Below are 19,714 nucleotides of genomic sequence, written 5' to 3'. Positions count from 1 at the left end.
TTGCTAGATAGAGGAGGAACTAGAATGGCAGGAAGATTTGAGGGAAGAGTTGCTTTTGTGACGGGAGGAAGCAGAGGAATCGGAAAAGGAATTGTCCAGCTTTTTGCAGAGGAAGGAGCAAAGGTTGCTTTTATCGACCTGAATGAGGAAGCATTGGCAGAAACAACGAACGAGCTGCGCGAAAAAGGATATGAGGTTTATTCCAAAATAGCGAATGTGACGGACTCGGGGCAGGTTGAACAGGCAGTGAAAGAAGTGTATGACACTTTTGGCTCGGTCGACATCCTTGTGAACAATGCCGGTGTTATTCGCGATAACCTGCTTTTTAAAATGACGGATTCCGACTGGCAAACCGTCATGGACGTTCACCTTAAAGGTTCATTCAATGCAGCGAAAGCAGCTCAGAAGTATATGGTTGAACATAAATATGGCCGGATCATCAATATTTCATCAACTTCAGCACTTGGAAACAGGGGCCAGGCAAATTATGCAGCTGCAAAGGCAGGTCTCCAGGGTTTCACTAAAACGCTTGCGATTGAGCTGGGGCGTTATGGAATCACAGCCAACTCGGTCGCTCCTGGGTTCATCGAGACGGAAATGACGAAGGAAACTGCAGCTCGAATTGGAATCTCGTTTGACGACCTTGTTAAGCACAGTGTGGCGAGCATTCCGGTCGGCAGGAGCGGTAAACCGGCGGATATCGCCAACGCAGTTGCATTCTTTGCTGATGAAAAATCATCCTTTGTCAACGGCCAGGTCATTTATGTAGCTGGCGGGCCAAAAAATTAATGTGAGGTGAAAAGTCAGTGTTTAAAGAGCATATTGGCAAACAGTCCAATAAAGTAAAAAACATTGTGGAACGCGGGGCAGTCAGGAAATTTGCTGAAGCCATCGGAGATCTTCACCCAATTTTCATTGATGAGGAAACCGGCCAAAACTCGAGATATAAAAGGAACATTGCCCCGCCTACTTTTCCAAGGGTATTCGATTACGGAATAATACAGGGGCTGAATCTGCCTAATAAAGGCCTGATCCATGGGGAACAGACTTATCATTACGAACGCCCTTTACTTGTGGGTGAAGAAATAACCTGTTACTCGGTGATCAAAAATTACTTTGAAAAGAAAGGAACCCAGGGTGAAATGGGCTTCCTGGTATTAGAAAGCTTTGGGGAAGACGAAATGGGAAAACTAATCTTTTCCTCCACGCAAACGGCCATTATCACGGAAGCGGTAAGGAAGGTGTTGATCGGATGAACAGCTTAGCAGAATTGAAGGTAAGAGAATCCCTGAAGGAAGTTCAGCTTGATCCGGTCGACCGGATTACCCTGATTAAATATGCCGGTGCGTCAGGAGATTACAATCCAATCCATACAATTGATGAAGAAGCAAAAAAAGCGGGGCTGCCGGGAATCATCGCTCACGGCATGTGGACAATGGGCAACCTGGCAAAGCTATTTACCGAATTTTACGAGGAAGGTTTCATCCAGGATTATACAATTCGTTTTAAAGGTATGGTGTTCCTGAATGACGTCGTCACACTACATGCGGAGCTGGCAGAGGAGAATGATAACATCCTCACATTCCACGTTCGTGCGGTCAATCAAAATGGCAATGAAGTCATTAAGGGAGACATCCTGTATCATCGGTATGCTTCTTAATAATCTAAAACCCGGCAGTGATTTGCTGGGTTTATTGCTATAGGACACTGGTGTAACCGCATTTAGGAATAAGCGTCATCGTTTAGGAAAACTTGTTCATTTTTCAGGAATATATAGAAAAATTAAGGAATATTAGAGTACAAATTTAAGGAATAAAATCATGGATTCAGGAATATCTGCAATAAGTTATGTAATTTAGGAAAAAATCCCTTTTAAACGAGGTGTTGACCCAAGTGAACTTCGATTTTGACGAGGATTTACTGGCTTTAAAAAGAAATGTCCGTGATTTTATCCAGAGTGAAGTCGAGCCTGTGGCGATGCAGATCGAAGAAGAAGATAAAATTCCTGAAAACATCATCCAGCTTTCAAGGGATATGGGCCTTTTCGGATTAAGCATACCGGCGGAATATGGCGGACTGGGAATCGGCATGGTCGAAAAATGTGCACTGTATGAGGAAATCGGCCAGACGCATAATGGCTATACGACTTTGATTGGCGCCCACACCGGGATCGGCACCGTCGGAATTGTCGAACTGGGCAATGAGCAGCAAAAACGAAAATACTTGCCTGCTATGGCCAGCGGTGAGAAGATCGGTGCCTTTGCCCTCACAGAGCCTGATGCAGGTTCGAATGCGGCAAACTTAAGAACGACAGCAGTAAGAAATGGCGATAAATACGTGCTGAACGGTTTGAAGCACTATATTACGAATGCATTAGAGGCGAGTGTATTTACAGTGATGGCAGTCACAGACTCTGAAAAAGGGGCAAAAGGAATTACTTCTTTCATCGTTGAAAAAGACTATCCTGGCTTCAAGCTAGGTAAAGTCGAAAAAAAGATGGGTCTTAGGGGTTCGCATTCTGCTGAATTGGTGTTCGAAGATTGCGAGGTTCCTGTTGAAAATGTTCTTGGCACTGAAGGCCAGGGTTATGTAAACGCCTTGAAAATACTGGCCAGTGGCAGGGCAGGCCTCGCGGCGCGAAATTTGGGGTCCTCCCAGAAGCTTCTTAAAATGTCTGTTGCTTATGCCAAAGAGAGAATCCAGTTCGGCAAACCGATTATCAAGCATCAGGCAGTAAGCCATATGCTGGCGGAAATGGCGGTTGAAATCGAAGCGCTCAGGACTTTTACATACCGAGTTGCCTGGATGGTTGATTCTGGCCAGAAGGTCATCAAGGAAGCTGCCATGTTGAAGCTCTATGGTTCTGAGGTTTACAACAGGGTCGCCGATAAAGCAGTCCAGGTTCACGGCGGTCTCGGTTATATATCAGATTATCCGGTCGAAAGATTTTTCCGTGACGCGAGAATCACAAGAATATACGAGGGTACGTCAGAAATCCAGAAAAATATTATCGCTGCTCAGCTGGAAAAAGAATATTAACAAAGGAACATACCAACTAGTTAGTATCAAAAAAGAAAGAGGTTGCATGAATGAATTTTAACCATAAGGAAAAGGTCAAGGAATACCAGACCAGGCTCTCAGAGTTCATGGATGAATATATTTTTCCAAATGAGAAGGTTTATAAAGACCAGATTGACAAAAATGACCCATTCTCCAAAGTTCCCCCAATCATGGAAGAACTGAAGGAGAAGGCAAAAGAAAAAGGACTCTGGAATTTGTTTTTACCAGAGAGCGAATACGGCGAAGGTCTTACCAACCTTGAATACGCACCGCTTTGCGAAATCATGGGGAGATCAAGCATCGCTCCAGAGGTGTTCAACTGTGCTGCGCCTGATACGGGCAATATGGAAGTGCTTGTCCGTTACGGAACTGAAGAACATAAGGAACAGTGGCTGAAACCTCTCCTGGATGGCGAAATCAGGTCCTGCTTCTCGATGACAGAGCCAGACGTCGCTTCCTCCGACGCAACGAACATACAGGCAAGCATCATCCGTGATGGGGATGAGTACGTCATTAACGGAACGAAATGGTGGTCTTCAGGTGCTGGAGATCCACGCTGCAAGATTGCGATTGTGATGGGTAAAAATGATCCTGATGCTCCAAAGCATGAGCAGCAATCTATGATTCTTGTTCCTCTTGATACACCGGGAGTAACGATTAAAAGAATCCTGCCTGTCTTCGGTTACGACCATGCGCCTCATGGACATGCGGAAATAGAATACAAGAATGTGAGAGTGCCAGCCTCCAATATGCTTTGGGGCGTAGGAAAAGGCTTCGCCATTGCCCAGGGCCGTCTTGGACCAGGGCGAATCCATCATTGCATGAGAACGATCGGTGCAGCTGAACGTGCGCTTGAAGAGATGTCAAAACGAGTTCTTGAAAGAACCGCATTCGGTAAAAAGCTCGCCGACCAGGGCGTCATCCAGGAATGGATCGCGGAAGCCAGGATCGATATCGAGCAGGCGAGACTCCTTACACTTAAGGCTGCGTTCATGATGGATACAGTTGGCAACAAAGAAGCAAAGACAGAGATTGCTATGATCAAGGTGGTCGCTCCTAATATGGCACTAAAAATCATCGACAGGGCGATCCAGGCATTCGGTGCTGCAGGTGTAAGTGATGACTTCACGCTTGCAGCTGCTTGGGCGAATATCAGGACACTAAGATTGGCAGATGGTCCTGATGAGGTACACAAACGAGCGATCGCAAGATACGAGCTGAAAAAATATCTGTAAGGAGGAAACATCTATGCATGTATCAGAACTATTTTCACTAAAAGGGAAAGTAGCCATCGTAACCGGCGGGGGACGTGGCCTTGGGGAACAAATAGCCATTGGTTTTGCTGAAGCAGGCGCGAATGTCGTTGTTTGCTCACGGCGAGTAGACGCCTGTGAAGAAGTTAGCGGGAAGCTGAAGGAGATCGGGGTTGAATCCCTGGCTTTGAAATGTGACATCACCAACCCGGAAGATGTGAAAAACGTAGTAGAACAGACCGTAGAGAAATTCGGCAGGATTGATATCCTTGTCAATAACAGCGGAGCTTCCTGGGGAGCGCCGGCGGAAGAGATGCCGCTTGAAGCATGGCAAAAGGTTTTGAATGTCAACGTGACAGGAACATTCCTCATGTCTCAGGCAGCTGGAAAGGTGATGCTGGAGCAAGGGTCAGGCAAGATCATCAATATCGCGTCGGTTGCAGGGCTTAAAGGTTCCAACCCAAAGGTGATGGATGCAATTGGATATAACGCCAGCAAGGGTGCTGTCATTACTTTTACAAAGGACCTTGCAGCAAAATGGGGACCGCGCGGAATTTACGTCAATGCAATTGCACCTGGATTCTTCCCGACAAAGATGTCAAATGGTCTCCTTGAAAAAGGCGGCCAGGCCATTCTCGAGGGTACTCCGCTGCGGAAATTCGGCTCTGACAATGATCTTAAGGGTGTCGCAGTTTTCCTGGCAGCATCAGCATCGGATTATATTACCGGTGACGTTGTGATTGTCGATGGCGGAACACATGTACTGTAAAAGGGGGCAGCATCCATGAACAGAGATGCAGTGATTGTATCTGTACTGTTTGCATTGGCGGCGGACAGGGAATCGCTACAATCATAGAGCGCGAATAAATATTCACCTAAAAGGAGGAATGGTACTTATGGCTTCTGATACGATTCCAATCAGACAAGGGGAAGAACTCGATACCAGTGCGATCGAAAACTACTTAAGGGAGCAATTACCTAATCTTCCTGAAGAAAGCCTTACAATCGAGCAATTCAGCTTTGGAAAATCGAATTTGACCTATCAGCTGAAGATGGGAGAGTGGGAAGCGGTCTTAAGGCGTCCCCCACTCGGTCCAGTCGCACCGAAAGCGCATGATATGGAACGGGAATATAAAATCCTGAAAGAGATCAGCCTCATTTCTCGCTGCTCCGAAACCATATTTGTTTGCAGATGAAAGTGTCATCGGCAGTCCATTTTTTGTGATGGAAAGAAAGCGTGGCATTGTCCTTGATACTGATTTTCCTGAAGGCATTACACCAGGCAGAGAGATATGCAGGTCTCTGTCAGAAACGATGGTCAACCACCTTGTAGAACTTCACAGCATTGATTATACAAAGACAAAGCTTACGGAAATGACCAAACCCGAAGGCTTCATGGAAAGACAGGTAATCGGTTGGATCCGCCGCTATGAGCGGGCGGAAACGGATATCGTTCAAGGCGTTGAGCAATTAAAGCAATGGATGCTGAAGAATGTGTCTGAATCTGAAACGCCATCAATCATCCATTATGATTACAAATTGAACAATGCCATGTTCAATAAGGAATTGACGGAAATGGTTGGATTGTTCGATTGGGAGATGACAACCGTAGGTGATCCGCTGGCTGATTTAGGTGTTGCGATGAGCTATTGGATTGAACCCGATGACTCTGATCTTTTGAAAAAAGGGATGGGAAAGCCGCCCGTTACGGTGACCCCCGGTTTCATGACTCGTGATGAATTTATGGAGGATTACGCAAGAAAAAGCGGCAGGGATCTGGCTTACATGAATTTTTATCAAACATTTGCTTATTTCAAGCTTGCAGTTATTTGCCAGCAAATCTATTACAGGTGGAAAAAGGGACAGACAAAGGATCCCCGGTTTGCGCACCTTGACAGGTTTGTCAGCAGCCTGATCCAATATGCTCTTTACACCGCAGAAAAAAATGACAGAAAGGGCTGAGGGATGATGAAGATTCACCTTTTGCTAAAAAAGGAGGATATCGATAAACAGAAAATGGCTGACAACAAAATCGCGGTTGTTTTCGATGTTCTGCTGGCGACTTCCACTGTCGCGTCTGCACTTGAGTTCGGTGCCAAAGAAGTGATTCCGGTCCTGGATGGAAAGGCTGCGGAACAGGAAGCTGCCGGAAGAGAAAAAGACAGTTTCGTTCTCGTTGGTGAATATCAAGGGAAAACGATTGACGGGTTCCTTTCGCCCAACCCACTAGAACTGAAGGAAAAGATAGAGGGGAAGTCTGTAATCTTATCCACGACTAATGGAACGGTCGCACTCAAAAATTCTGCTAATGCGAATGCGGTTTATGCGGCGTCCCTGTTGAACTGCGAGGCCGTTGCCAATCATATTTTAAAAGATTATCAGGGTGAGACGATAGTAGTTGTATGCTCGGGTTCTTCCAATGAATTTAATGTAGAAGATTTCCAGGGAGCGGGCTGCTTTATTGACGCCCTCATCAAGCAATTCGGCGGCGAGTTCTTTCTAACTGATTCAGCTTATGCTGCGTATAGTTTCTACCATGGGCACAATCAAAATAGTGATGATATCCTAAAAGCTTCCCGAGTCGGCAGGATGCTGAGCAAACATGGATTTGACAAGGAGATTGAATTCGTTTCCCAGCAAAATATATTTAATAAAGTTCCTATGCTGATAGATAAAAAACGGATCACTGCAGTATAAAATGATAGCGTTTACATATGAAGGAGGAGAGATTATGTCATTAAAACCGGAAGTGAAGGCGTTACTTGAAGCATTTGCTAATAACCCTGTTCCGCCGCTGGAACAGCTGCCATTGGAGGAAGCCAGGAAGGGATTTGAACAATCTGCTAAACAAATGAGCAGGGCTGAAAAGCTAGCAAAAACCAAAAACCGAAAAATTAAAGGATTTAACGGAGAAATTGATATCAGGATTTATACACCTCAAGGAGCCGGAGAGTCAAAGCTTCCAGCCGTAGTTTATTATCATGGAGGCGGCTGGGTGATCGGCAACATCGAAACTCATGATGCCCTGTGCCACTCATTTTCAAATGAATCTGGATGTATAGTAGTTTCTGTGGATTACAGTCTTGCACCTGAAAGCAAATTTCCGGTTGCAGTAGAAGATTCATATCTAGCTGCTAAATGGGTGTATGAAAACGCTGAAGAGCTTAATATCGATAAAAATTCTATCGCAGTCGCAGGTGACAGTGCAGGAGGGAACCTTGCAGCTGTTGTCAGCTTTCTTTCAGTAGAGAGGCAAACACCTTCGATTGCTTACCAAATGCTATTTTATCCATCTACAGGCTTTGAATATACTTCATCTTACGAAAAATACGGCGAAGGCTACTATTTAACGAAGTCCACAATGAACTGGTTCCGTGAACAATACCTGAATACACCAGCTGATACACTAAACCCTCTTGCCGCACCGTTGCTGATTCCCGATGACATTACCGCAAAGCTTCCGCCAGCTTTTATCATGACAGCAGAGCTCGATCCTTTATGCGATGGCGGCGAGCATTTTGCCATGAAACTGAAAAATGCCGGAGTAGAAACAGAATATGTGTGCGTTCCGGGAATGCTCCATTGTTTCCTCGGAATGACCGAATTTCTGCCAGACGGAAAGAAAGCCATCAAAGACGCTGCAGAGGCTTTTAAAAAAAGAAGTTCCTTCAAACCAGTTGAGTAAAAAATAGGGAGGAATAAATAATGCCGAATCTTCATTTTGATCATTGGCCGAAAATCTCTAAATCTCTGAAATTGCCGGAAACATCACTCTATGAAAATTTAAAAGTCAGTGCAGCGAGATACCCTGACCAGAGTGCGATCTACTATTACGGAAACACTATTTCCTACAAGGAGCTTGATGAAGAGGTCAACGCACTGGCAGGCTTCCTTCAGCAAAAGCTGGGTGTGACAAAAGGAGAACGAGTCCTGTTATTCATGCAGAACTCCCCACAGTTCGTGATTGGATTCTATGCTATTTCAAGAGCAGATGCAATTGTGGTGCCAATCAATCCAATGCTGACCGCAGAAGAGCTGAGCTTTTATATCAAGGATTGCGGAATCAATTCCGCACTAGTTGGACAGGAGCTTTATGACAAGGTTGAGCCGCTTATAGGAACAACTCCATTAATTAATGTAGTAGTTGCCGCTTATTCTGATTATAAAGGGGTTGAATTCAAAGGTATATTGCCGCCGGAAGTTGAAGCAGCAAGAAAGGTTTTCGAGCAGCCAGGACACTTCCATTGGAAGGAAGCCATATCGGCACAGTATGAACCACGTGCTCATACTACCCAGGCAGATGACCTTGTTGTGCTTCCTTATACTTCTGGAACCACTGGGATGCCCAAAGGCTGTATGCATACGAACCGGACCGTTCAGGCGAATACCATTGGTGCGTACCACTGGTCGAGCTCTACCACCAGTGCAGTTCATTTAACAACACTGCCATTATTCCATGTTACCGGAATGGTCCACAGCATGCATATGCCGATCTATTCAGGAAGCACAATGGTCCTGATGACAAGATGGAACCGCGAGGCAGCAGTTGAACTGATTCAATCGCAGGGGTGCACGCACTGGGTGGCAATTGCAACAATGATCGTCGACTTCCTGGCAAATCCCAAACTGAAACAAGAGGATATCGCCACGTTAACCTCGATATCAGGCGGCGGTGCAGCGCTACCTGAGGCTGTCGGAGAAAAACTGTACAAACTTACAGGGCTGAGGTTTGTGGAAGGGTACGGACTTTCAGAAACAATTGCCCAGACCCACTTCAACCCGCCTGACAGGCCTAAAATGCAATGCCTTGGCATCCCGTCTTTTGATGTCGATGCAAGAATCATTGAACCCTCAACCGGAAAAGAACTTGGTGCAGGAGAGATAGGTGAAATCGTCATGAATGGCCCGCAGGTAATGGTCGGCTATTACAACAGAAGATGAAAACAGGAATTCGTTCATTGAAATTGACGGCAAAAAGTTTTTCAGGACAGGAGACATTGGCCGCTTCGATGAAGAAGGCTATTACTTCATGGTCGACCGGGTGAAAAGAATGATCAACGCCTCAGGTTATAAGGTGTGGCCGACTGAAGTTGAATCCTACCTTTACAAGCATCCGGCCATACAGCAGGCTGTGGTGGTTGGTATTCCAGATCCAAGAAGAGGGGAATCTGTGAAGGCCTTCGTGATTCTAAATGAGGGGTACGAAGGAGAAATAAGTGAAGATGAAATAATTGAATGGTCCAAACAGCATATGGCGGCCTACAAATATCCCCGTGAGGTCGAGTTCAGGACACAGTTACCAATGACAAGCAGCGGCAAAATATTATGGCGGAAACTACAGGAGGAAGAACGGGAAAAAGCTGAAAAACAGGTGAGGTAAAAGCACTCCGTCGAATGTAGCTATCAAATTATAAGGAGGATCTTGATGGAGATTTTAATTCAGCAGCTGTTCAATGGGCTTACCATCGGAAGTGTTTATGCACTGGTGGCCCTCGGACTTACTCTAGTTTACGGTATCCTTCATATCCCGAATTTTGCCCACGGTGCCCTATATATGATGGGCGGTTATATCACCTTGATGATGATGGTGCAGTACGGGCTTCATTATTGGCTGGCGATCCTGGTTTCTGTCATTGTTGTCGGACTTATTGGTGTGCTGATGGAACGATTGGTTTTTTACCCATTAAGGCATGCACCGCCTATTCACGACAAAATTGCTGCAATCGGCATTCTGCTGTTTCTTGAAGCTTTTGCCCAGTATGTCTGGGGAGCTGACTATCATACAATGCCAACGCCCTATGGCCAGGTCGTACAGTTATTCGGGTTAACCTTTACGATGCAAAGAATGCTGATCATCATTGCGGCAATTGCGGTCATGGTTCTGCTTTTCCTTTTCTTGAAAAAGACTTATACAGGGGCATCCATCATCGCCATGTCACAGGATCGTGACGGAGCTAACCTTGTAGGAATCAATACGAACCGGGTCGCTATGCTGACGTTCCTTATATCCGGAGGGCTTGCGGCGATTGCCAGCTCTCTGGCTGCACCTATCAACCTGGTTTTTCCTGGTATGGGACAGCTGGTTATCCTAAAAGCGTTTGTCATCATCATTCTCGGCGGGATGGGCAGCATTCCGGGAGCCATCATAGGCGGCTACATTCTTGGGTTCAGCGAAAGTCTGGGAGCAACGTATATATCAAACGATTATAAAGATCTCATCGCGTTCATCCTGTTGGTGATCATCCTGTCAGTAAAACCAACAGGACTCTTTGCAAAGGGGGGACACTAGTGGAGAAAATCATCAATAAACGAAATATCATTCTCGCACTCGTGGTATTCGCTATCTTCTTTCCATTTGTGACCCAAAATGACTATTTCATCCATATCATGACTCTTTCTTTTATCTGGATGATTGGTGTATACGGGCTTAATCTGCTGGCCGGTTATACAGGATATCTATCATTGGCACATGCTGGATTCTTTGCGGTTGGTGCATATTCCTTAGGGATTTTGACAGTAAAAGCACAGATGAATTTCTGGCTGGCTTTTGTTCTTGCCCTGATTATTACCAGCGTTCTTGGCTTTTTGATTGGCCTGATTGCTCTCAGGACAAAAGAGCACTTCTTTGCCATCTATACGCTTTGTGTAGGGTATATACTTTACCTGGTCATTGATAAGTGGGACAGCTTAACAGAAGGTGTCCGCGGGCTTATAGGGATACCGGCACCAGGAAATATCGGACCGATTTCCTTTGAGACACCGCTGTCACAATATTACCTCGTCCTTGCGATCCTGCTCGTTGTGATTCTGATTGTCTATCGTATCGTGCATTCACTGACAGGAAGGACTTACATTGCTATTCGCAATAGTGAGAACCTGGCACAAACAATCGGTATATCTACTATGAAAAACAAACTCGAAGCGTTCGTGCTCTCCACTTTTTTCGCAGGATTATCAGGAGCCCTTTACGCCTCTTTCGTTCGCTTCATCGGACCTGATATTGGCAACATTGTCATCACGTTTGATTTGCTTACCTACCTGTTGATTGGCGGGATCGGCACGCTTTCAGGTCCAATCGTGGGTACTGTTTTGGTTGTCTGGATCTCACAGCAGCTGCAATTTCTCCAGGATTACCGCATGCTTATTTTTGGTCCGATTCTGACACTGCTGGTGATCTTTTATCCCCGAGGAATCGCAGGTTCAATCTCTGGGTGGAAAGCAAAACGTGCTGAGAGAAAGCTTGCAAAAGCGCAAATGGACGAACGATTTTCACAAAACTCAATCTCTGCGGAAAATCAGGTGAAGGAGGGATAAGAATGTTCCTTGAAACTAAGAATTTAACGAAGAAATTTGGCGGTTTAACAGCAGTTCATAACGTTGATTTTACAATTGAAAAGGGTAAGATCAATGCCATCATCGGTCCTAATGGCGCTGGCAAGTCAACGTTTTTCAATTTGATAAGCGGCTTCCACCCTCCGAGCTCAGGCAGCATTATACTGAAAGGTCAGGATATCACCAATATGCCTCCAAATAAAATCGCTGAGATGGGAATTGCACGCACCTTTCAAACTACCAATCTGTTTGAACAGTCAACTGTCCTTGACAACGTGGTCGTCGGACACAGATTAAGAACAAGGTCCAATTTACTGGACGCTATTTTAAGAACAAAGAGGTTGAGAAGAGAAGAAGATCAATGCCATGAAAAAGCTCTCGAAGTGATTCGATTTACCGGGTTGGAAAAGGTTGCCGGGAAATTGGTTGGCAGCCTGACTCAGGAAGAGAAAAAACGGACGGCCTTTGCGCTGGCTTTGGCGACTGAACCAGAAATCATATTTCTTGATGAGCCTGCAGCTGGCGTCAATCCGGATGAAACAGAGGGTTTGGCAGAATTAATGAATAAAATGGTTGATAGTGGGATTACTGTCTGTCTGATTGAACACAAAATGCAAATGATCATGAAGCTGGCAGACAAAATCATGGTTCTCAACTACGGAGAGAAAATCGCAGAGGGTACTGCTGAAGAAATCCAGAATAATCCCGCTGTCATCAAGGCTTACCTGGGAGGGAGTGCAATTGCTTAAACTGCAGGACGTTTCAGTAAAATACGGAAGCTTCACAGCTGTCCATAATGTAAATCTAGAGGTCTCTCCTGGTCAAATCGTTGTTTTGCTTGGGGCAAACGGAGCAGGGAAAAGCACCATATTCAAAACGATTAGCGGGCTGAACAAAGCGTCTTCAGGAAGTATCGAATTTGAAGGCGAAACCCTTAACAAACGCTCCCCAGATAAAATTGTCCAGTCAGGCATTGTCCAGTGTGCGGAAGGGCGTAAACTCTTCCCTTCAATGACAGTGGAAGAGAATTTGAAGATGGGAGCCTATGTCCGCAGAAAGAATAAAAAAGGGGTAAAGGAATCTATGAAGCACGTATTCGATCTTTTCCCTATTTTAGAAGAGAAGCAAGATGATATGGCTGGACAACTGAGTGGAGGACAGCAGCAAATGCTTGCGATTGGCAGAGCACTCATGGCTAAACCGAAGCTGATGCTTCTCGATGAACCTTCCATCGGGTTAGCTCCTCTGATTGTAGAGCAGATGTTTGAAGTGATCAAAACCATCAATCGCGAAGGAACCACGATCCTCCTTGCAGAACAAAATGCGAATGCTGCCTTGAGGATTGCTGATAAAGGCTATGTGTTTGAAAACGGGGAAGTTGTGCTGGAAGGTACTTCAGAAGAACTATTCGCGAATGATGAGATTAAGAAAGCTTATATAGGTGCTTAAAACAACTTCTGTCTTTAGGGAGGTGGTTGCGGAGCGGTTTAAAATTATATTTCTGAATATTAAGAAAACAAATTAAGGGGGAAAGCAAATGAAGAAGAAGTCTAAACTGCTAGCAGTCTTAAGTATAATGTTTGCTTTGATTTTCAGCCTTGCCGCTTGCAACAGCTCTGAAAAAACGGATACGGGAGGAACGGATTCTAAAGCCGTACCAGGAGAAGGAACGATTAATATTGGATACACAGGACCGTTAAGCGGACCGGCAGCCTTTTACGGAGAACGGACATTGAACGGTGTACAAATGGCAGCCGAAGAGATTAACAAAGCCGGCGGAGTTGAGGTAAATGGAAAGAAGTATAAATTGAACATTGTATCCCTGGATGATAAATATTTGCCAAATGAAGCGGGAGGGAACGCAAAGAGACTGATGCAGGAGAACAAAACACCGATCATTTTCACACCGCACAGTGGTGGAGTAGCAGCCATGCAGGTGTTTAACCAGCAGGAAAAATTCATTATTGGCGCCTACACCAGTGAACCTAAGGTAACGGAAGGCGGCAATAAATTAACAGTCAGAATCCCTCCTCGTTATGATGGTTATCTTGAGCCATTCACAAATTATTCAATGGAGAAATTCGGCAAGAAAATCGCTTTCCTGCCGACTGCCTCACAATACGGTAAGGACTGGGCAGAAAAGCTGCAGCCTCATTGGGAAGAAGCAGGCGGAGAAGTAGTGTATAACTCTTCTATTGACTTCGCAAAAGATACTGATTTCTTCACTATCATAACCAATGCCCTGAAGGAGAAGCCTGATGTATTGTTTATCGGAGGACCGTCCGAGCCAACCGCAAAAGTTGCCAAACAGGCGAGAGAACTAGGCTTCAAAGGCGGATTCATTGTCATGGACCAGGCAAAGTTCGATGAAATGAAGAAAGTTACAGGCAGTTATGACGTCCTTAATGGGGCGATTGGAGTAATGCCGCTTGTTAATTCTGACAGTCCTGGAATTCCAGAATTTGTGAAGAATTATCGTGCGAAATATAATGAGGACCCAGGTTCAGAAGCTGGCTTGAATTATATCGCCATGTATGTTTTCGCTGAAGCGATAAAAGCTGCAGGTTCAGTCGATGATCCTGAAAAAATCATGAGCCACATGCAGGATGGTCTGGATAATCTGCCAGAAGACAAAAAAGTTTATGTCATTCCAAAAATTGATCCGAATGGCGGATTTGAAGCCGAGCTGATCGTTGCAGCGATAGAAGATGGGGAAGTCGTTCCGATTAAGGCTGATTAGAAGGAAATCACTAGGGGGCGAATATTAAGAAAGTGGCCAACCTAATGGCCTAACTGCAAAAGTCATAAGCCAATCAGACTTTGTGATCGGCCAGGAAGCGGCAGTTTAAACTGAATTGCCGCTTTTCCGTTGCTTTCAAGTTTTCCTGAGACTTACAATAGAAGTAAATGAATGTTTTAATGATTTTCATGTAAAGGAGGCAACGAATGAATAATTCTATTGGTATAGACGCGGGCGGGTCTTTAATAAAAATAGCTTATGAAGAAAAAAACAGAATGCATTTTCGAAAGCATAGCATACATGAAGCAAATGCTGCCATTGGGTGGCTAAGAATGATTTCTTTGAATAAAACGATCACCCTGACTGGTGGCAGAGCAGGGAGATTTAAAGCAGAATACTTTCCCGAAGCAAAGATTGTTGATGAATTTACCGCTGCATGTAAAGGGGCAAAGTATTTGATGATGGAGGAAGGCAGGACTATTCATGAAAAGTTCCTTTTGATTAATATCGGGACAGGCACTTCCTGGTTTACAATTGAAGATGAACATTATGACAGGGTTCTAGGCAGCGGCGTCGGCGGAGGTACATTCATGGGAATAGGCAAAATCCTTGCTGAGTCAAATGATTTTTCAAAATTGGTCAACATGTCCCAAAAAGGGAAAAGGGGAAATGTAGACCTGTTGGTTAAAGATATCTATGATCCTGAAGAACCACCGATTCCAGGTAATTTAACTGCGAGCAACTTTGCAAAGTCAGCGGTAAAAGATATCAGTTCACCGTCTGACCAAATGGCGTCAGTTATAAATATGATTGCGGAAACCATTACGCTTTTAACTGTTCAAACAGCTGCCCTTCACGATATAAAGAAAACAGTTTTTATCGGCAGTACTTTGACAGGCAATGAGCCTTTGCAATCCAGCCTCAAGCTTTATTGTAAAATGTCCGGTATTGAACCAATTTTTCTGCGAAACGGGGAATTCAGCGGTGCAATTGGAGCTATGAGGGGCAACTGAAGTGAATTGTTCTCATTTTCTCCGCTTGAACAATCATCGCATAAAAGTTAGAGTGGTTTTATAAACATTGCTTTTTAGGCAATAATATTTACTTTTACATGTTTAATTTTGTTCTCCCGATCCCGGACAAGCTTATGGAAGATGGAGAGATTTTGATTAAGCTTACATATAAAAAGAAGGTGTCAGCATTTGAGCAAGAGGTATTTTACTATTGGGATGGCCGGACATATTGACCATGGGAAGACATCATTGACACGAGCGTTGACGAACGTGGATACCGACCGTCTAAAAGAAGAAAAAGAACGGCAAATCTCGATTGAACTTGCTTTGCGCCATTATATGAAGATGAAGAACTGCAAATTTCAGTCGTTGACGTACCAGGCCATGAGCGCTTTATCAGGCAAATGATAGCCGGTGTTACAGGGATTGACCTGGTCGTTCTTGTTGTTGCAGCGGACGAAGGGGTCATGCCCCAGACGCGTGAACACCTGGATATTCTCGGATTCCTGGGGATCCGCTCCGGCATTATCGCAATCACTAAAATCGACCGGGTTGAAGAAGAATTCATTGAGCTTGTCAAGGATGATATCTTAGGTGAACTTGAAGGAACTGTCTTTGAGAACTCTCCATTCATGATGGTTGACAGCTTATCGAAAAAAGGGATCGATGAATTGAAAGAAATGATCATTGAAACGCTGAAGGAGCAGGAAATGCGCGACGCCAAAGGTGCTTTCCGCCTCCCGATTGACCAGGTATTTACGGTTAAAGGGCAAGGTACCGTTGTCAGGGGTACTGTATATGAAGGGACAGTTGAAGAGGGTCAGCTTTTAAAAGTCTTTCCGTCCGGAATTGAAGTGAGAGCGCGTCAGCTGCAGGTACATCATCAGCAAGCAAAGTCGGCTTATGCGGGGCAGAGGGCAGCCATCAATCTATCGGGTGTTTCAAAAGATGATCTTGAACGGGGAGAGGTGCTTGTTTCCTCTGAACATTTTATCGTAACGAATACAATTGATGTCGCGATCAGGGTGGTTGAGGACCTTGAGCATTTGGTGAAACAAAGGACTCTAATCAAGTGCCATATCGGTACCGCCGAAGTAATGGGCCGGATTGTCTTTTTTGACCGAAATGAACTAAAAGAGGACAACGGTGAAATCCTTTGTCAGCTCCGTCTTGATGAAAAAATCGTTACAAAGCGTGGAGACCGTTTTATCGTCCGTCGGCCAAGTCCTCAGGAAACGATTGGCGGCGGTTGGGTAATAGACCCGCGTGGAAATAAATATCGATTTGGCCAGCAGACAATACAAGAGCTTGAGAAAAAGAAGGCAGGCACACCAATTGAACGAATCAACGCAGCCTTATATGAAGCAAAAAGTCTATCTATCGATGAACTGATTAAACGAACTGCTCTTGATGAAGGGTTGATTTTGACCAATTTGAATGATGGACAATTCGTCCGCATTTCGAATAAGGAATACGCTCTTGTATCAGTAGTCGAAGTCATTGAAGAAGATATCAAAGACCGGCTTGAGGATTACCATCAAGAAAATCCAATGCGAACTGGAATGAACAAAGCTGAGCTGCTACAGTCACTTCAGAAATCTTTTTCTAAAACTTTGCTTGAATTCATTATCGATAATGGCATCAACAAGGGCTTATTTTTCCGGAAAGAACAGTATATTTACCTGGCAAGCTTTGTTCCTCACGTCCCGAAAAACTGGGTGAAGCGGACAGAAAATATGCTTAATGAACTTAAGGCGGATGGCCTAAAGGTTGCTTACCTGAATGATTATATAAAAAATGCCGGCATACCGGACTCCATAGCAGTTGAGATGAAACGCTTCCTTGAGGATCAGGGGGAAATCGTCCCGTTAGATGATCAATATGCCTGGTACGGCGCTCATTTTGAGGATGCGGTTGAGAGACTAAGAAAACATACAAGGGATGAGTTTGAGGTTCCCCAGGCTAAGGAAGCAGTGGAGTTATCACGGAAATACATGATTCCTTTCCTGGAGCGTCTCGATGCACTTGGGTATACAAGGAGAGTCGAGAACAAGAGGGTTTGGAAGAAATAATCCCGAAGTGTTACAAATGGATTGTTGAACGGTACTGTTCTTGAATACAGTTAAACATGGGTATAGGCTTCGGACAAATTAGAAGGAATGCAACGGGGTTTTGTCCGAACGAGAGTATCCTTCGTACGAAATCGATGAACAATCAAAAACAGCAGACCCTCGAGGGTCTGCTGTTTTAATTTAGAATTGTTTACATAATAAAATTATTTAACTCTCTGAAGATTTAACTTGCAATGGGGGAGGGATTAGCCATCCCTTTGTTTTATTCAGTTTCAGCATCTTAGCCCCGAATTGTGCTTTAGCCATATGGAACTGGCCATACATTACAGCAATATCTTCCCTGATGGATTGGCCAATCATTGTGCTGGCAGCTACCAATCCTTCCGCAACATCCTTTGAAACAGCTGCAGCAATTTCAGGGTCACTAAATCTTGCTCCTGGAGGGATAGCTTCTAGGTGAGCAACTGGGCGTTCTGGAGGTGCAGGAGGAAGCCCAATTCCATTTGATTTTAGCAATTCCTCTACCTGCTTGTTTTCTTCCTGCATTGCTTCAATGGCTTCTTGAACTAGTTTTTTAAGGTCCTCATCACCAATATGATTGATGAATGTCTGATATCCTGCAATAAGTCCGTGATTGATCGATAGATGGCTCCACGTGCCATATACTTCACCATAATGCATTGGTTCATCTTTAGGATTCCCGCTTAATATTCCCATGATCCCACTCCTTATCGTTTCTATATTCATGTTATTTCTCCTTATGAAAGGACGTTGGTCCATGGATTAGTTTGCATAATCAATAGGACTTAATACACTCTTTTTTATGTGAAATTATGGAATAAGGAGGGGTGGATTCATTTTTCAGATAATAGAGGATGAATAGCTTAATTACAACAGGCTTAATTGAATGAGAAAAGAGCTTGTTAATCCCAAGCTCACCATCATTCCCCGAAAAAACCTTCGTATATTTTAGTTATATCCTCCTTAACTTTTCAACCTGGACAATCCGAGCTTCCCTTAAATACTCACGTCCATCTGCATAGAGGACAAGGACGGGAACGGTGAATGCCATTAAGAATCCTGCGATTTCTTCGACCTTTCCCGCATTTACTACACCGGTTTCTATTTTAGGGAAATCTTTCAACACTTCCTCGACCTGAGGAAGCAGGCCATGGCAGACACTTCAGCTGTCGGTCAATACATAAATAAAGCTTAATTCTTTGTCACCGATCAAACTTTTAACTTCATCCATTGTCGTTAATTCTCTCATTGAATATACCTCCTTATCTTATTGATACCCATTTAAAAAAGAATAGCCTTAAGCATAGTAATCATACTATAAAAAGGGTAATGGGTATAATAAGGAGGGGTGATAAAATGGGCAATCCATGGAATGAACGTTTTGGGTCTGAACAATATGTATACGGTGAGGAACCAAACCTATTTATAAAGAGCCAGGTACATAGGCTGAAAAAGGGGAGAAAAAAAGTTGTATGTTTCGCGGAAGGAGAAGGCAGGAATGCTGTCTACATTGCTAAACAAGGTCTAGATGTCACAGCTTACGACTATGCGTTGAATGGGTTGAAGAAAACTGAAGCCTTGGCTGAAAGCAATGGAGTGAAGATCAAGACTGAACAGAAAGATTTAATTCACGATTCAGTCCCAAGTGCTGAATTCGACGCAGCGATCATGGTTTTCGGCCATTTTGCTAAACAGGACCAAAAGGCTGTGTTTGACAAATTAGTAACGGCTGTTAAACCAGGTGGCATTGTCATGCTTGAAGTATATTCCGAGGATCAGGTCCACTATGGAACAGGCGGGCCAAAAACAGTCGATATGCTTTACGATCCAGCAGACCTGTTACAATGGCTGAAAGGATTTAAAGTAGTACATTTCTTCTACGGAGAACAGGAACGAATTGAAGGTCAATTACATACCGGTACTGGTCATGTAATCCAGATAATTTTAGAAAAATAAAGATTTGCAAAACTAGCGGCTCTTCTGAAAAGAAGGTCGCTTTTTTTATTTCTTCAAGGATTTTCCAAAGATTTGTCGAAATAAATACAGAGGAAATTAAAAAGGGTAAAGGGAGTGAATGTGTTCTAAGTCCTTTTTAACTAGAGAAAGTATAAATTTATCCAATTAGATTAGTATCTAGCTTCAGCGCCTAGCTCCTCGAGACGTTTCGGTCCTGCCAATGAAGTCAAAGAACGACTTCACTGTCAGGCCCTCCAACGCTTGTCG

Annotated in this window: 17 protein-coding genes and 3 pseudogenes; 18 read left to right on the top strand and 2 right to left on the bottom strand. The window is 44.3% G+C overall.

The genetic code is table 11. The annotated features are described in order from the left end of the window. Positions 1 to 24 precede the first annotated feature (24 nt). The 17 genes and pseudogenes from fabG (at position 25) to selB (ending at position 17,470) form a co-directional block, all read left to right on the top strand. Entirely contained in the window at positions 25 to 789 is a 765-nt protein-coding gene (gene fabG / locus JCM21738_RS04245; RefSeq protein WP_023614319.1) for a 3-oxoacyl-ACP reductase FabG, read from the top strand. A gap of 17 nt (positions 790 to 806) precedes the next feature. Then, positions 807 to 1,256 (top strand): MaoC family dehydratase N-terminal domain-containing protein, encoded by a 450-nt coding sequence (locus JCM21738_RS04240; protein ID WP_023614318.1) that lies wholly within the window; start codon positions 807 to 809, stop codon positions 1,254 to 1,256. After that, positions 1,253 to 1,660 (top strand): MaoC/PaaZ C-terminal domain-containing protein, encoded by a 408-nt coding sequence (locus JCM21738_RS04235; RefSeq protein ID WP_023614317.1) that lies wholly within the window; start codon positions 1,253 to 1,255, stop codon positions 1,658 to 1,660. The genes JCM21738_RS04240 and JCM21738_RS04235 overlap by 4 nt, the downstream gene beginning before the upstream one ends. A 233-nt stretch (positions 1,661 to 1,893) precedes the next feature. Continuing rightward, complete coding sequence (locus JCM21738_RS04230) at positions 1,894 to 3,039, top strand: acyl-CoA dehydrogenase family protein (protein ID WP_023614316.1); 1,146 nt, start codon at positions 1,894 to 1,896, stop codon at positions 3,037 to 3,039. Between the two features lie 50 nt (positions 3,040 to 3,089). Continuing rightward, entirely contained in the window at positions 3,090 to 4,295 is a 1,206-nt protein-coding gene (locus tag JCM21738_RS04225) for an acyl-CoA dehydrogenase family protein (protein WP_023614315.1), read from the top strand. Between the two features lie 13 nt (positions 4,296 to 4,308). Beyond that, positions 4,309 to 5,082, top strand: coding sequence for an SDR family oxidoreductase (locus JCM21738_RS04220; RefSeq protein ID WP_023614314.1), 774 nt, complete (start codon positions 4,309 to 4,311; stop codon positions 5,080 to 5,082). Between the two features lie 127 nt (positions 5,083 to 5,209). Next, positions 5,210 to 6,275, top strand: a pseudogene (locus JCM21738_RS04215) (phosphotransferase family protein). Positions 6,276 to 6,278: 3 nt separating this feature from the next. Next, positions 6,279 to 7,010, top strand: coding sequence for a 2-phosphosulfolactate phosphatase (locus tag JCM21738_RS04210; RefSeq protein ID WP_023614312.1), 732 nt, complete (start codon positions 6,279 to 6,281; stop codon positions 7,008 to 7,010). 34 nt (positions 7,011 to 7,044) lie between these two features. After that, positions 7,045 to 7,998: a LipP1 family hormone-sensitive lipase gene (gene lipP1 / locus JCM21738_RS04205; RefSeq protein ID WP_023614311.1), complete on the top strand. Its 954-nt coding sequence runs from the start codon at positions 7,045 to 7,047 to the stop codon at positions 7,996 to 7,998. A 20-nt stretch (positions 7,999 to 8,018) separates the two neighbouring features. Further along, positions 8,019 to 9,693, top strand: a pseudogene (locus JCM21738_RS04200) (long-chain fatty acid--CoA ligase). 45 nt (positions 9,694 to 9,738) lie between these two features. Beyond that, complete coding sequence (locus JCM21738_RS04195) at positions 9,739 to 10,602, top strand: branched-chain amino acid ABC transporter permease (protein ID WP_023614309.1); 864 nt, start codon at positions 9,739 to 9,741, stop codon at positions 10,600 to 10,602. After that, a complete protein-coding gene (locus JCM21738_RS04190) occupies positions 10,602 to 11,627 on the top strand; it encodes a branched-chain amino acid ABC transporter permease (RefSeq protein ID WP_023614308.1) in 1,026 nt (341 codons plus the stop codon). The genes JCM21738_RS04195 and JCM21738_RS04190 overlap by 1 nt, the downstream gene beginning before the upstream one ends. A 2-nt stretch (positions 11,628 to 11,629) precedes the next feature. After that, positions 11,630 to 12,394: an ABC transporter ATP-binding protein gene (locus tag JCM21738_RS04185; RefSeq protein WP_023614307.1), complete on the top strand. Its 765-nt coding sequence runs from the start codon at positions 11,630 to 11,632 to the stop codon at positions 12,392 to 12,394. Then, positions 12,387 to 13,094: an ABC transporter ATP-binding protein gene (locus tag JCM21738_RS04180; protein WP_023614306.1), complete on the top strand. Its 708-nt coding sequence runs from the start codon at positions 12,387 to 12,389 to the stop codon at positions 13,092 to 13,094. The genes JCM21738_RS04185 and JCM21738_RS04180 overlap by 8 nt, the downstream gene beginning before the upstream one ends. Before the next feature lie 88 nt (positions 13,095 to 13,182). Beyond that, on the top strand, positions 13,183 to 14,385 hold the full coding sequence (locus tag JCM21738_RS04175; RefSeq protein ID WP_023614305.1) for an ABC transporter substrate-binding protein: 1,203 nt from the start codon (positions 13,183 to 13,185) through the stop codon (positions 14,383 to 14,385). A 206-nt stretch (positions 14,386 to 14,591) separates the two neighbouring features. Further along, positions 14,592 to 15,398 carry a type II pantothenate kinase gene (gene coaW, locus JCM21738_RS04170; protein WP_023614304.1) on the top strand — a complete coding sequence of 269 codons (807 nt, stop codon included), beginning with the start codon at positions 14,592 to 14,594 and terminating at the stop codon, positions 15,396 to 15,398. Positions 15,399 to 15,614: 216 nt separating this feature from the next. After that, positions 15,615 to 17,470 (top strand): annotated as a pseudogene (selB, locus tag JCM21738_RS04165) (selenocysteine-specific translation elongation factor). A gap of 207 nt (positions 17,471 to 17,677) precedes the next feature. On the opposite strand, the gene JCM21738_RS04160 reads toward selB, so the two are convergent. Both JCM21738_RS04160 and JCM21738_RS23010 read right to left on the bottom strand, forming a co-directional pair. Beyond that, positions 17,678 to 18,217 (bottom strand): DUF3231 family protein, encoded by a 540-nt coding sequence (locus JCM21738_RS04160; protein ID WP_023614302.1) that lies wholly within the window; start codon positions 18,215 to 18,217, stop codon positions 17,678 to 17,680. A gap of 226 nt (positions 18,218 to 18,443) precedes the next feature. Then, positions 18,444 to 18,614, bottom strand: coding sequence for a thioredoxin (locus tag JCM21738_RS23010; RefSeq protein WP_243462885.1), 171 nt, complete (start codon positions 18,612 to 18,614; stop codon positions 18,444 to 18,446). Between the two features lie 233 nt (positions 18,615 to 18,847). Here JCM21738_RS23010 and JCM21738_RS04150 point away from each other — a divergent pair, with 233 nt between their 5' ends. Next, positions 18,848 to 19,447 (top strand): class I SAM-dependent methyltransferase, encoded by a 600-nt coding sequence (locus tag JCM21738_RS04150; protein WP_023614300.1) that lies wholly within the window; start codon positions 18,848 to 18,850, stop codon positions 19,445 to 19,447. The last annotated feature ends 267 nt before the right edge of the window (positions 19,448 to 19,714 follow it).

The sequence above is a fragment of the Mesobacillus boroniphilus JCM 21738 genome (assembly GCF_000517385.1).
GTDB classification, from domain to species: Bacteria; Bacillota; Bacilli; order Bacillales; family Cytobacillaceae; genus Mesobacillus; species Mesobacillus boroniphilus.
Note: the sequence above shows the minus strand (reverse complement) of the source record. Positions and strands in the feature narration are given on the sequence as shown.